The 13,601-nt window shown below is 68.7% G+C and carries 11 protein-coding genes; 10 read left to right on the top strand and 1 reads right to left on the bottom strand.

Annotated features, from left to right (window positions below; all coding sequences use genetic code 11):
* Window positions 1–151 precede the first annotated feature (151 nt).
* From dnaE to AAEP80_RS10545, 6 genes are read left to right on the top strand one after another with little or no spacing between them, the layout of a single operon-like run.
* Window positions 152–3,634 carry a DNA polymerase III subunit alpha gene (dnaE, locus tag AAEP80_RS10520; protein ID WP_402728977.1) on the top strand — a complete coding sequence of 1,161 codons (3,483 nt, stop codon included), beginning with the start codon at window positions 152–154 and terminating at the stop codon, window positions 3,632–3,634.
* An 11-nt stretch (window positions 3,635–3,645) separates the two neighbouring features.
* Entirely contained in the window at window positions 3,646–3,996 is a 351-nt protein-coding gene (locus AAEP80_RS10525) for a DUF2200 domain-containing protein (protein WP_420364372.1), read from the top strand.
* Window positions 3,993–4,820 (top strand): hypothetical protein, encoded by an 828-nt coding sequence (locus tag AAEP80_RS10530; protein ID WP_420364373.1) that lies wholly within the window; start codon window positions 3,993–3,995, stop codon window positions 4,818–4,820. The genes AAEP80_RS10525 and AAEP80_RS10530 overlap by 4 nt, the downstream gene beginning before the upstream one ends.
* Entirely contained in the window at window positions 4,817–6,136 is a 1,320-nt protein-coding gene (gene hisD, locus AAEP80_RS10535) for a histidinol dehydrogenase (RefSeq protein WP_420364374.1), read from the top strand. Before AAEP80_RS10530 ends, hisD begins: the two co-directional genes overlap by 4 nt.
* A gap of 33 nt (window positions 6,137–6,169) precedes the next feature.
* Window positions 6,170–6,652: a transcriptional regulator NrdR gene (gene nrdR / locus AAEP80_RS10540; RefSeq protein WP_402728452.1), complete on the top strand. Its 483-nt coding sequence runs from the start codon at window positions 6,170–6,172 to the stop codon at window positions 6,650–6,652.
* Window positions 6,649–7,734: a quinone-dependent dihydroorotate dehydrogenase gene (locus tag AAEP80_RS10545; RefSeq protein ID WP_420364375.1), complete on the top strand. Its 1,086-nt coding sequence runs from the start codon at window positions 6,649–6,651 to the stop codon at window positions 7,732–7,734. The genes nrdR and AAEP80_RS10545 overlap by 4 nt, the downstream gene beginning before the upstream one ends.
* A 326-nt stretch (window positions 7,735–8,060) precedes the next feature.
* Here AAEP80_RS10545 and AAEP80_RS10550 read toward each other — a convergent pair whose 3' ends face one another.
* Window positions 8,061–8,636: a DUF3043 domain-containing protein gene (locus tag AAEP80_RS10550; protein ID WP_420364376.1), complete on the bottom strand. Its 576-nt coding sequence runs from the start codon at window positions 8,634–8,636 to the stop codon at window positions 8,061–8,063.
* A 73-nt stretch (window positions 8,637–8,709) separates the two neighbouring features.
* Between AAEP80_RS10550 and AAEP80_RS10555 the strand changes: the two genes are divergently transcribed.
* The 4 genes from AAEP80_RS10555 to ctaD all read left to right on the top strand — a co-directional run bounded on the left by AAEP80_RS10555 (window position 8,710) and on the right by ctaD (window position 13,599).
* Complete coding sequence (locus tag AAEP80_RS10555; RefSeq protein ID WP_420364377.1) at window positions 8,710–10,167, top strand: dipeptidase; 1,458 nt, start codon at window positions 8,710–8,712, stop codon at window positions 10,165–10,167.
* Window positions 10,168–10,277: 110 nt separating this feature from the next.
* The gene (locus AAEP80_RS10560; protein WP_420364378.1) at window positions 10,278–10,670 is read left to right on the top strand and encodes a HesB/IscA family protein; all 393 of its coding nucleotides are present in this window, start codon (window positions 10,278–10,280) and stop codon (window positions 10,668–10,670) included.
* Between the two features lie 281 nt (window positions 10,671–10,951).
* The gene (gene coxB / locus AAEP80_RS10565) at window positions 10,952–11,851 is read left to right on the top strand and encodes a cytochrome c oxidase subunit II (RefSeq protein ID WP_413602181.1); all 900 of its coding nucleotides are present in this window, start codon (window positions 10,952–10,954) and stop codon (window positions 11,849–11,851) included.
* A gap of 11 nt (window positions 11,852–11,862) precedes the next feature.
* Window positions 11,863–13,599: a cytochrome c oxidase subunit I gene (ctaD, locus tag AAEP80_RS10570; protein WP_402728456.1), complete on the top strand. Its 1,737-nt coding sequence runs from the start codon at window positions 11,863–11,865 to the stop codon at window positions 13,597–13,599.
* Window positions 13,600–13,601: the final 2 nt, after the last annotated feature.

Here is a 13,601-nt window from a genome sequence, read left to right on the forward strand (position 1 = left end):
GCGCCGTCCTGGCCGGGATCGGTGCCGTCGGGGCCGCGGTTGTCGCCCGTCGCGGTTAGGCTGTTCCCACCCCGCAGCAGCGTCACCAACCGGAGGTTCCGTGTCGGATTCCGACTCCTTCGTCCACCTGCACGTGCACAGTGAGTACTCGATGCTCGACGGTGCCGCGCGACTGAACGACCTCGTCGCCGAGACCGCGGCGCAGGGCATGCCGGCCGTGGCGGTGACCGACCACGGCAACATGTTCGGGGCGTTCGAGTTCTGGAAGGCCGCGAAGGCCGGCGGCGTCAAACCCATCATCGGGACAGAGGCGTACATCACGCCGCGCACCCACCGGACCGACAAGACCCGTGTGCGCTGGGGCGACGGCGGCGGGGACGACGTCTCCGGTGCGGGTTCCTACACGCACATGACGATGTTCGCCGAGAACACGACGGGCATGCACAACCTGTTCCGGCTGTCGTCGAAGGCCTCGATCGAGGGCTACTACTTCAAGCCGCGCATGGACATCGAGCTCCTCCAGGAGTACCACGAAGGCATCATCGCCACGACGGGCTGCCCGTCCGGCGAGATCCAGACGCGCCTGCGCCTCGGGCAGTACGACGAGGCGATCAAGGCGGCCGCGGACTACCGCGACATCTTCGGCAAGGAGAACTACTTCGCCGAGGTGATGGACCACGGGCTCGAGATCGAGCGCCGGGTGATGAGCGACGTCATCAAGATCGCGAAGGACCTCGGCATCCCGCTGGTCGGCACGAACGACCTGCACTACACGCACTCCCACGACGCCAAATCGCACGCGGCGCTGCTCTGCGTGCAGTCCGGCTCGACCCTGAACGACCCGAACCGGTTCAAGTTCGACGCCGACGAGTTCTACCTGAAGACCCCGCAGCAGATGCGGCACGTCTTCCGCGACAACCTCGACGCGTGCGACAACACCCTGCTGATCGCCGAACGGTGCAACGTCGAGTTCGACACCTCGGCGAACTACATGCCGAAGTTCCCGGTGCCGGAGGGTGAGACTGAGCACTCCTGGTTCGAGAAAGAGGTCGCGAAGGGCCTGCAGTACCGGTACCCGGACGGCATCTCCGACGAGGTCCAGGCCCGCGCCGACTACGAGGTCGGGATCATCAACCAGATGAACTTCCCCGGGTACTTCCTCGTGGTCGCCGACTTCATCAACTGGTCGAAGGACCACGGCATCCGCGTGGGACCTGGACGTGGTTCCGGTGCCGGATCGATGGTGGCGTACGCGATGCGCATCACCGACCTCGACCCGATCCGGCACGGGCTGATCTTCGAGCGCTTCCTCAACCCCGACCGCGTCTCGATGCCCGACTTCGACGTCGACTTCGACGACCGGCGCCGCGGTGAGGCGATCAAGTACGTCACCGAGAAGTACGGTTCCGAACGCGTCGCGCAGATCGTCACGTACGGCACGATCAAGGCGAAGCAGGCGCTCAAGGACTCCTCGCGCGTCCTCGGGTTCCCGTTCGGGATGGGCGAGAAGCTCACCAAGGCGATGCCGCCGCCCGTGATGGGCAAGGACATCCCGCTGACCGGGATCTTCGACAAGAACCACCCGCGCTACAAGGAAGCCGTCGACGTCCGCACCGTCGTCGAGACCGACCCGGAAGCCAAGACGGTGTTCGACACCGCGCTCGGGCTCGAGGGGCTGAAGCGCCAGTGGGGCGTGCACGCGGCCGGCGTCATCATGTCGAGCGACCCGCTGATCGACATCATCCCGATCATGAAGCGGGAGCAGGACGGCCAGATCGTCACGCAGTTCGACTACCCGGCATCGGAGTCGCTCGGCCTGATCAAGATGGACTTCCTGGGGCTCCGGAACCTCACGATCATCAGTGACGCCCTCGACAACATCAAGACGAACCGCGGCATCGAGCTCGACCTCGAGACCATGGGGCTCGAGGACCCCGAGGCGTACGCGCTCCTGCAGCGCGGTGACACCCTCGGCGTCTTCCAGCTCGACGGCGGCCCGATGCGTGGCCTGCTGCGGCTGATGAAGCCCGACAACTTCGAGGACATCTCCGCGCTCATCGCCCTGTACCGACCGGGCCCGATGGGTGCGAACTCGCACACGAACTACGCGCTCCGCAAGAACGGCGAGCAGGCGATCACGCCGATCCACCCGGAGCTCGAGGAGCCGCTCAAGGACATCATCGGCACGACCTACGGCCTGATCATCTACCAGGAGCAGGTCATGGCCATCGCGCAGAAGGTCGCCGGGTTCTCCCTCGGCCAGGCGGACATCCTCCGTCGCGCGATGGGCAAGAAGAAGAAGTCCGAGCTGGACAAGCAGTACGCGGGCTTCGAGAAGGGCATGCAGGACAACGGCTACTCGGCCGCTGCGATCAAGACGCTGTGGGACATCCTGCTGCCGTTCTCCGATTACGCGTTCAACAAGGCGCACTCCGCGGCGTACGGCGTGGTGTCGTTCTGGACCGCGTACCTCAAGGCCCACTACCCGGCCGAGTACATGGCGGCACTGCTGACCAGTGTCGGCGACGCCCGCGACAAGCTCGCGCTGTACCTCAACGAGTGCCGCCGGATGGGCATCAAGGTCATGCCGCCGGACGTCAACGAGTCGATCGGCTTCTTCGCGGCCGTCGGCGACGACATCCGCTTCGGCATGGGCGCGATCCGGAACGTCGGGTTCAACGTCGTCGACGACATCGTGAAGGCCCGCACCGAGAAGGGCGCGTTCGACTCGTTCCACGACTTCCTCCGCAAGATCCCGATCTCGTCCGCGAACAAGCGGACCGTCGAGTCGCTGATCAAGGCTGGCGCGTTCGACGAGTTCGGCGACACCCGACGGGCCCTCGTGGAGATCCACGAAGGCGCGGTCGAGGCCGCGGTGAAGGTCAAGCGCGACGAGGTGCACGGCAACGTCGGGTTCGACTTCGACTCGCTCTTCGCCGAGGTCGCCGAGGAACAGCCCTCGATGACCGTGGTGTCGCAGGTGCCCGACCGCCCGGAGTGGTCCAAGCGCGACAAGCTGGCGTTCGAGCGCGACATGCTCGGGCTCTACGTGTCCGACCACCCGCTCGCGGGGCTCGAGATCGAGCTCGCGAAGCACCAGTCGGTCACCATCGCGGACCTGATCGGCATGGACGACTCGGTCGAAGGCGAGACGGTCACCGTCGCCGGCCTGCTGACGAGCGTGCAGCACCGCGTCGCGAAGACGAGCGGCAACCCGTACGGCATCGTCCAGATCGAGGACTTCGGCGGCGAGATCGGCGTGATGTTCCTCGGCAAGACCTACCAGGAGTTCGGCCCGTCGCTCGTGGCCGACTCGATCGTGGTGCTGCGGGGTCGTGTCAACGTGCGCGATGATGGCAAGGCGCTGCATGCGGTGAGCATGTTCCAGCCCAACCTCGGTGACGTCATGGGTTCCGGCCCGCTGACGCTGAGCGTGCCGGAGCGGCAGGCGACGACGGAGATCGTCACCGAGCTCGCCGCCGTGCTCGGTCGGCACAGCGGCGAGACCGAGGTCCGGCTGAAGCTGCTCAAGGACGACGTCGCCCGCACGTTCGAGCTGCCCTTCCCGGTGAACCTCACCCCGGACCTGTTCGGCGAGCTGAAGAGCCTGCTCGGTCCGCGCTGCCTGGTGTAGGGGGAGCGGACGTGGCCGGACACCGCATCTTCGGGACGCCGTTCGCTGCGGTTTACCCGCTCTACCTCGCGAAGCTGGAGCGCAAGGGCCGGACGAAGGAGGAGCTCGACGCCGTCATCGCTTGGCTCACTGGGTTCGATGACGATGCACTCGCACGACAGCTCGCGGACGAGTCGACGTTCGAGGTGTTCTTCGAGCAGGCGACCCTGCACCCGAACGCCGGCCAGGTGACCGGCACGATCTGTGGCGTCCGCATCGAGGAGATCGACGATCCGCTGATGTGGCGGATCCGCGTCCTCGACAAGCTGGTGGACGAACTCGCCAAGGGCCGTCCGATGACGAAGGTACTGCGCACCGCGTGACCGGTGACGATGCCGCGGCGCCGGGGGAGGACGTCCTCCGCGCCTTCGGGGTGCAGGGGGCGGTGATCGAGCGACTCGTCGGCGGTCGGGGGCTGAGCTGGCGTGCCGGCGCCGTGGTGCTCCGGCCGCACGACGGTCCCGCCGAGACGGACTGGCGAGCCGGGGTCCTCGCGTCGCTGCCGGACAGCGACGGGTTCCGGACCCCTCGACCCGTCCCGACGACCACGGGCGAGTGGCGGCACGGTGCCTGGGAAGCGTGGGAGTGGCTCCCCGGACAGGCCGACGAGACCCGGGTCGCTGACGTCATCCGTGCGGGCACCGCCTTCCACCGGGGGATCGCCGGGCTCGAGCGTCCGGCGTTCCTCATGGCGAAGGACGACGCGTGGTCGCGTGCGGACCGAGCCGTGTGGGGTGACGGCGCGCTGCCCCGGGACCCGTCGCTCGACCGGCTGGTCGAGGCCTTCCGTCCCGTCCAGGCACCGTCGCAGCTGGTCCACGGTGACCTCCTCGGCAACGTGCTCTTCGTGGACGGGCACCCGCCGGCGGTCATCGACTGGCCGCCGTACTGGCGACCAGCGGGGCTCGGTGCCGCGATCGCCGCGGTGGACGCGGTCTGCTGGCACGGGTACCCGCTCGACGGCCTCGAGCGACTCGGCGACGGGGTCCCGGAGTGGTCGCAGCTGCTCGTCCGCGCGCTCGCGTTCCGGATCGCCACGCTGCTCGTCGCCGGCGCATGGGGGAGTGACGACGTCGAGCGGCACGCGCCCGTCATCGACGCCGTACTCGGACGTGCACCCCGCGTCGGTACGCTGGACGCCTCATGATGCAGCGAATCAACCTCCGTGGCGGACTGCCCGTCCGCGCCGAACTCCTCCGTCTCATGCCGCGCGCCGTCGGTGACGTCGGGCACGCGGTGGACGCGGCCCGGGCGCTCGTGGACGACGTCCGCGAGCGTGGAGCCGAGGCGCTGCAGGAGCAGGCCGAGCGGTTCGACGGGGGAGCACCGGCCGCAGTCCGGGTGCCGGCCGCCGACATCGCCGCCGCGGTCGCCGGGCTCACGCCGGAGCTCCGCACGGCGCTCGACGAGGCGATCCGCCGCGTCCGGGCAGCGAGCGCCGCCCAGGTCCCCGCCGCGTCCGTGACGACCCTGGCCGACGGCGCCGAGGTCCACCAGCGCTGGCAGCCCATGCGGCGCGTCGGGCTCTACGTCCCCGGCGGCAAGGCCGTGTACCCGTCGAGCGTCGTCATGAACGTCGTCCCGGCGCAGGTCGCCGGCGTCGGTTCGATCGCGCTCGTGTCCCCGCCGCAGCGCGACCACGGCGGCGCCGTGCACCCGACGATCCTCGCCGCGGCCGGGCTCCTCGGCATCGACGAGGTCTACGCGATGGGCGGAGCCGGAGCGATCGGCGCGCTGGCGTACGGCGTGCCGTCGATCGGCCTCGAGCCGGTCGACCTCGTCACCGGGCCCGGCAACAACTACGTCGCCGCAGCCAAGCGCCTGGTCCGTGGCGTGGTCGGGATCGACGCCGAGGCCGGCGCCACCGAGATCCTCGTCATCGCCGACGAGTCCGCCGACCCCGCGTACGTCGCTGCCGACCTCATCAGCCAGGCCGAGCACGACGAACAGGCCGGCAGCGTGCTGGTGACGACGTCGGCGACGTTCGCCGATGCGGTGGAAGCCGCCATCCCGGGACAGACGGCGGTGCTCGGGACGGCCACGCGCCTCCAGGCCGCGCTCGACGGCCCGCAGTCCGCAGTCGTCCTGGTGGACTCGCTCGCGGACGCGGCGACCGTGAGCAACGCGTACGGGCCGGAGCACCTCGAGATCCAGACCGTCGACGACGACGCGGTCCTGGCGGACATCGACGCGGCTGGTGCGGTGTTCGTCGGCCCGAGCACGCCCGTGAGTCTCGGGGACTACCTGGCCGGTTCGAACCACGTGCTGCCGACCGGCGGCCAGGCCCGGTTCGGCTCCGGACTGTCGGCGTCGACGTTCCTGCGGCCCCAGCAGGTGATCCGCTACACGGCCGACGCCCTGGCCGAGGTCGCGCCGCACATCGTCGCGCTCTCGACCGAGGAGCAGCTCCCCGCCCACGGTGCAGCGGTGACGGCCCGCACAGGTTCGCCCGTCGGCCCGTAGCGGGCGTGCCGAACCGATAGCCTGGGGCACGACATGTTCTGCCCCTTCTGCCGCCACCCGGACTCCCGCGTCGTCGACTCCCGCACGAGCGACGACGGCACCTCGATCCGTCGCCGCCGCCAGTGCCCGAACTGCGGGCGTCGCTTCTCCACGACGGAGACCGCATCGCTGAACGTCGTGAAGCGGAACGGGGTGCTCGAACCGTTCAGCAGGGAGAAGATCATCTCCGGCGTGCGGAAGGCCTGCCAGGGTCGCCCCGTGACGGACTCCGACCTCGCGGTGCTCGCGCAGCGGGTGGAGGAGATCGTGCGGTCCTCGGGCGCCAGCCAGATCGAGGCGAACGACATCGGCCTGGCGATCCTCGACCCGCTGCGTGAACTCGACGAGGTCGCCTACCTGCGGTACGCCAGCGTGTACCAGGCGTTCGACTCGCTCGAGGACTTCGAGTCCGCGATCGGGCAGCTCCGCATCGACCACCACGGTGAGCCGCAGTCGACGACCGGGGCCGACGCGTGAGCGGCATCGCGGAACGCATCGTCCGCGCCGGGTACGGGGCCGTCTTCCGTGGCGTCTTCGCGAACATGGACCCCGAGCGCGCCCACCACCTGGCGTTCGGCGTCATCAAGGTGCTGCCGAGGGTCCCGATCGTGCGGGGGCTCGTGGAGCGGTACTCCCGTCCGTCGGCCGACGACGGCGTCACGACGATGGGCATCCACTTCCCGTCCCGGTTCGGCCTCGCCGCCGGATTCGACAAGGACGCCAAGGGGATCGGCGGCCTCGGTCTGCTCGGCTTCGGGCACGTCGAGGTCGGCACGATCACGGCGAAGCCCCAACCGGGCAACGAGAAGCCGCGGTTGTTCCGGCTCATCGCCGACCGTGCCCTGATCAACCGCATGGGGTTCAACAACCGGGGTGCAGCGGCCGCGGCACGCCGGCTCGAGCGTGCTCGCCGGAACCCCGGTCGGCCCGTCATCGGCGTGAACATCGGCAAGAGCCGCGTGGTCGACGTCGCGGACGCGGTCGACGACTACCTCGAGTCGACGCGGCTCCTCGCGCCGTTCGCGGACTACCTCGCGGTCAACGTGAGCTCACCGAACACGCCGGGCCTCCGTGGGCTGCAGGAGCTCGACCAGCTCCGACCCCTGCTCTCCGCCGTGAACGACGCCGCCGGGCGGGTCCCTGTGCTGGTGAAGATCGCGCCGGACCTCACCGACGAGCAGATCGACGCGATCGCCGGGCTCGCGGTGGACCTCGGGCTCGCCGGGGTCATCGCGAACAACACGACGATCTCGCGCTCCGGGCTCGCGACCCCGGTCGCCGACGTCGAGGCGATGGGGGCTGGCGGACTCTCCGGGGCGCCGCTGTCCGCCCGGTCGCTCGACGTCCTGCGCCGCGTGCGCGCCGCCGTGCCGACCGACTTCTGCGTGATCGCGGTCGGGGGCGTCACTACCGAGGCAGACGTGCAGGCCCGTGTCGATGCCGGCGCGACGCTCGTGCAGGGCTACACGGCGTTCCTCTACGAGGGGCCGACCTGGGCGACGCGGATCAACCGGCTGCGGCGGCGTCGGCTGAAGCGCGAGGCGCGCGCCGCGCGCTGAGCGCCGCCGGGCTCGCTGTCGCGTCCCACACCGCCCCCCGCTCACGTTCGCCGCGACCGGTCGCGACACCCCGCTCACGTTCGCCGAGCGGTCGCGTTCCGTCGGTCCCGGAAGGTCGCAACGACAATCTTCGACCGGTCGGCGGAAGGCGCGCGACGGGTCGTGACCAGTCGACGGACGGGAGGCTCGTTGCGGCTCGGCTTCGAGCCTCCCGTCCGGCGCGTCACCGGACACGGCCCCCCGCGCGCACCCGGCTCCACCCCGCCGCGCGCCGGGACGACGAAGCGCCGCCGGCCAGGGGCCGGCGGCGCTTCGGGACGAACGGGTCAAACGGAGGGGTACTGACCGCGCTTGACCTGGGGCTTCGGCAGGCGCAGGAAGCGCAGCTGCCACGCCCGCGTCAGGATGTAGAAGAACGTTCCCTTCTGGAACACGCCGAACTTCGCGGTGAGCTTCTTGCGCAGCACGACCCAGAGCACGACGCAGTCGAGGATGAACAGCGCCACGAACGCCCACACGAGCAGCAGCGCGTACGAAGCGGCCGCGGTCTGGGACGCGACGAACCCGACGATCAGGAAGACCACGAGGATGGGCATCATCACCTCGCCGACGTTCCAGCGCGCGTCGATGTAGTCGCGCACGAACTTGCGCTGCTCGCCCTTGTCCTTCGCGGGGAGGTACCGTTCCTCGCCGTTGGCCATGCCGACGCGGGCCTTCTCGCGCTCGTTGTTGAGGCGCGCACGCGCGGCCTTCTTGTCGACGGGCGAGTTGCCGACCAGCGGACGGCGGTTCGCTGCCTCTCGCTCGCGGCGGGACGGTGTGGGGCGCCCCTTGCCGTGCTCGAGCAGTTCCTCTTCCGAGGGGTTGACTGTCGTGTCGGTCTTCGGTGCTGCCTTGGCCACGGTGATTCCTGCTGTTGGTGAGCGGAGCGCCGAGGAGGAACCCCGGCACCGGTTGTCCTCTAGATTACCGGGCATGACCGACCACGCACAGTCCGCACCCGCGACCGACCCCGCCCTGCTCGACGCCCTCCGCGAACAGGTGCAGGGTGACCTGCCGACGACGATCGCCGACCTCTCGGGCTTGGTGCGGATCCCGTCGGTGTCCTGGTCGGCGTTCGACCCCGCGCACGTGCGGCGGAACGCCGAGGCCGTGGCCGACCTGGCGCGCAGCACCGGTGTGTTCGACGAGGTCAGGATCATCAGGAGCGCCGTCGAGGGCGACACGCCCGCCGGTGCCTCGGATGCGACCGGGACGGAGCTCGACGGCGTCGAGCTCGGGCAGCCCGCGGTCCTCGCCGTCCGCCCGGCCCGCAACGGCAAGCCGACCGTGATGCTCTACGCCCACCACGACGTCCAGCCGCAGGGCGACGACGCGCTGTGGGAGACCCCGCCGTTCGAGCCGACGCTCCGCGGGGACCGCCTGTACGGCCGCGGTGCCTCGGACGACAAGGCCGGCGTGATGACCCACGTCGCCTCGCTCCGTGCCCTGCACGCGCGGTTCGGCGACGACCTCGACCTCGGCATCGTCCTCTTCGTGGAGGGCGAGGAGGAGTTCGGCTCGCGCTCGTTCCGCACGTTCCTCCGCGAGCAGAAGGAGCACCTGGCCGCCGACGTCATCGTGGTGGCCGACAGCGACAACTGGTCCACCGAGGTCCCCGCGATCACGGTCTCCCTCCGCGGCAACGTGACGTTCAAGCTGACCCTGACGACGCTCGAGCACGCGAGCCACAGCGGCATGTTCGGGGGAGCGGCACCCGACGCGATGCTGCCGATGGTCCGGCTGCTCGCCTCGCTGCACGACGACGCCGGTTCGGTGGCCGTCGAGGGGCTGACCTCGTACGACGCGCCGGTGCCGGCCCGCAGCGAGGACGAACTCGCCGCCGATGCGGCGCTGGTCCCGGGTGCGAAGCCGGTCGGCACCGGCGACGTCCTGTCGCGCATGTGGTTCCAGCCCTCGATCACCGTCACGGGCATGGACGTCCCGAGCGTCGCGAACGCGTCGAACACGCTGCTGCCGACGGTCTCGGCGCGCGTCTCGGTCCGGGTCGCCCCCGGACAGTCCGCACGCGACGCGTTCGCCGCCGTCGAGCGCCACATCGCCGCGCACACGCCGTTCGGCGCCCGCGTGGAGATCAGCGAGCCCGACGCCGGGGACGGCTTCCTCGTGGACACCAGCGGGTGGGCCGTCCGTGAGGCACGCACCGCGATGGCCGAGGGATGGGGCGCGGAGCCCGTGGAGCAGGGCATCGGCGGATCGATCCCGTTCGTGTCCGACCTCGCCGCCGAGTTCCCAGAGGCGCAGATCCTGGTGACCGGGGTCGAGGACCCCGACACGCGGGCGCACAGCCCGAACGAGTCCCAGCACCTCGGCGTGCTGCACCGGGCGATCGCGGCCGAGACGATCCTGCTGGCCCGCCTCGCGACGCGCTGACCTGCCTGGAGGCTCGGTGCACGTTCTCCACATCGGCTGCGGTCCGTCGGTGGGCGTGCTTACAATCGACCAGGCAGCGGTGACCGGCACCGCAGCAGAGGGAGGCGCGCATGAGCGACACCATCACCACAGGGACCGAGGCGACCACCGTGACCACGGTCGCGACGGCACCGTCGTCGCACGGGGTCCTGCTCAGCGACGCCGCGGCGGGGAAGGTGGCGAGCCTCCTCGAGCAGGAAGGCCGTGACGACCTCCGTCTGCGCCTCGCCGTCCAGCCTGGTGGCTGCTCCGGGCTGATCTACCAGCTCTACTTCGACGAGCGTCTGCTCGACGGTGATGCCACCGCCGAGTTCGACGGTGTCGAGGTCGTCGTCGACAAGATGAGCGTCCCGTACCTCGACGGTGCGACGATCGACTTCGAGGACACCATCCAGAAGCAGGGCTTCACCATCGACAACCCCAACGCGCAGGGCAGCTGCGCGTGCGGAGACAGCTTCCACTGACCTGGGGCAGTCCCGACGACGCGAGCGGGGAGCGACCGACACGGTTGCTCCCCGCTCGCGTTTTCCGTGCTCGCAGGCCCGCGATGACCAGGGAAAAACCGAGTCGGACACGGTCGGATCGGGCCCGAGGGTGTGTCGGGCGTGCACGAGGCGTCACCAGCTGCGAGTAAGCTAGGAGTGTTCCAACCAAGCTGGGAGCCAGCCATGAGACGCCTTCGTGCGCCTCGCGTCGGTCTTCGACGCAACTGCGCTCCGGGTTCACGTCATTCCGAGAGGTAACAGTGCGTTCGAATCGCCGTATACGTTGGGCGGCCGTCCCGGTGGCCGTCGGTCTGGTCATCGCACTGGCGGGTTGCTCGCAGCAGCAGCTCAACGGGTGGCTGCCGGGCACCGATGAGACGAAGGACGTCACGAACCACACCAGCCGCATCGTCGGCCTGTGGACCACCAGCTGGATCGTGCTCCTCGCCGTCGGGCTCATCGTGTGGGGCCTGATCATCTGGGCAGCGATCGTCTACCGCCGTCGGAAGGGCCAGACCGGCCTCCCGGTGCAGATGCGCTACAACATGCCGCTCGAGATCTTCTACACGATCGTCCCGCTCATCCTCGTGCTGGGCTTCTTCGCCTTCACCGCCAAGGACCAGGCCGCGATCGAGAAGCCGTTCGCGCAGCCGGACACCACGGTGCACGTCTACGGCAAGCGCTGGGCGTGGGACTTCAACTACATCGACCAGAACGACCCGTCGAAGAGCGTCTACTACCAGGGCATCCAGGCCCAGGAAGAAGAGAACAAGAACGGCGCGATCGACGAGTCGCAGCTCCCGACCCTCTACCTGCCGGTCGGCAAGAAGGTCAAGATCGAGCTCGACTCCCGCGACGTCGACCACTCCTTCTGGATCATCGACTTCTTGTACAAGAAGGACATGCTCCCCGGGAAGACGAACTACGAGTACTTCATCCCGCAGAAGGAAGGCACGTACCAGGGCAAGTGCGCCGAACTCTGCGGCGAGTACCACTCCCTCATGCTCTTCCAGGTGAAGGTCGTGTCGCCCGCCAAGTACGAGGCGTACCTCGACACCCTCAAGGACCAGGGCAAGGTGGGCCTGCTCGGCGACGAGTACAACACCAACACGAACCAGCCTGACAACAAGGCGCCCGTCACGGCGTCGGACGACAAGTAGGGGCTCGCCAGATGACCACGTCATTCGTCGGCCAACCGACCAGCACCTCGACGCCGGACTTCCAGGCGTCGAAGGTCGGTCGGAAGGGCAACATCATCGTCCGGTGGATCACCTCCACGGACCACAAGACGATCGGGTACATGTACCTGATCACGTCGTTCCTGTACTTCCTGCTCGCCGGCGTGATGGCGCTCGTCATCCGCGCGCAGCTCTTCGAGCCGGGGCTGCAGCTCGTCGCGACGAAGGAGCAGTACAACCAGCTCTTCACGATGCACGGCACGATCATGCTGCTGCTGTTCGCGACGCCGCTGTTCTCGGGCTTCGCGAACGCCATCATGCCGCTGCAGATCGGTGCGCCGGACGTCGCGTTCCCGCGTCTGAACGGCTTCGCGTTCTGGCTCTACTTCTTCGGTGGGCTCATCGCCGTTGGCGGCTTCCTCACCCCGCAGGGTGCGGCGTCGTTCGGCTGGTTCGCCTATGCGCCACTGAGTGACACCACGTTCACACCAGGGCTCGGTGGCACGTTGTGGGTCTTCGGGCTCGGCCTGACGGGCTTCTCGACGATCCTCGGTGCGGTGAACTTCATCACGACGATCATCACGATGCGCGCCCCCGGCATGACCATGTTCCGCATGTCGATCTTCACGTGGAACACCCTCGTGACGTCGCTCCTCGTGCTCATGGCCTTCCCGGTCCTCGCCGCCGCACTGTTCGGACTCGGTCTCGACCGGGTGTTCGACGCCCAGGTGTTCAACCCCGCGAACGGTGGAGCCCTGCTCTGGCAGCACCTCTTCTGGTTCTTCGGCCACCCAGAGGTGTACATCATCGCGCTGCCGTTCTTCGGCATCGTCTCCGAGGTCTTCCCGGTCTTCAGCCGCAAGCCGATCTTCGGGTACAAGACCCTCGTCTACGCGACCATCGCCATCGCGGCCCTCTCGGTCACGGTGTGGGCGCACCACATGTACGTCACCGGCTCGGTGCTGCTGCCATGGTTCTCGCTCATGACGATGCTCATCGCGGTCCCGACCGGCGTGAAGATCTTCAACTGGGTCGGCACGATGTGGCGCGGCTCGGTGACCTTCGAGACCCCGATCCTCTGGGCGATCGGCTTCCTGATCACCTTCACGTTCGGTGGTCTGACCGGTGTCATCCTGGCCTCCCCGCCGCTGGACTTCCACGTGTCGGACTCGTACTTCGTCGTGGCGCACTTCCACTACGTGGTCTTCGGCACCGTCGTGTTCGCGATGTTCTCCGGCTTCTACTTCTGGTGGCCGAAGTGGACGGGTCGCATGCTCAACGAGCGCCTCGGCAAGATCCACTTCTGGCTGCTCTTCATCGGCTTCCACACGACGTTCCTCATCCAGCACTGGCTGGGCGTCATCGGCATGCCACGTCGCTACGCGACGTACCTGCCGAACGACGGCTTCACCTGGATGAACCAGCTGTCGACCATCGGCGCGATGATCCTCGGCATCTCGTTCCTGCCGTTCATCTTCAACGTCTACGTCACCGCGCGGAACGCCCCGAAGGTGGCCGTGAACGACCCGTGGGGCTACGGCCGCTCGCTCGAGTGGGCGACCAGCTGCCCGCCGCCGCGGCACAACTTCACGTCGATCCCGCGGATCCGTTCGGAGTCCCCGGCGTTCGACCTGAACCACCCCGAAGCGGGTGTGCCGATCGGTGTGGGTCCCGCGAAGGACGCTCCCGATGCCCCGACCTACGACGCCGCGAAGGGCGAGGTGAAGTAAGG

It is taken from the genome of Curtobacterium sp. L3-7 (assembly GCF_048756585.1).
GTDB lineage: Bacteria > Actinomycetota > Actinomycetes > Actinomycetales > Microbacteriaceae > Curtobacterium.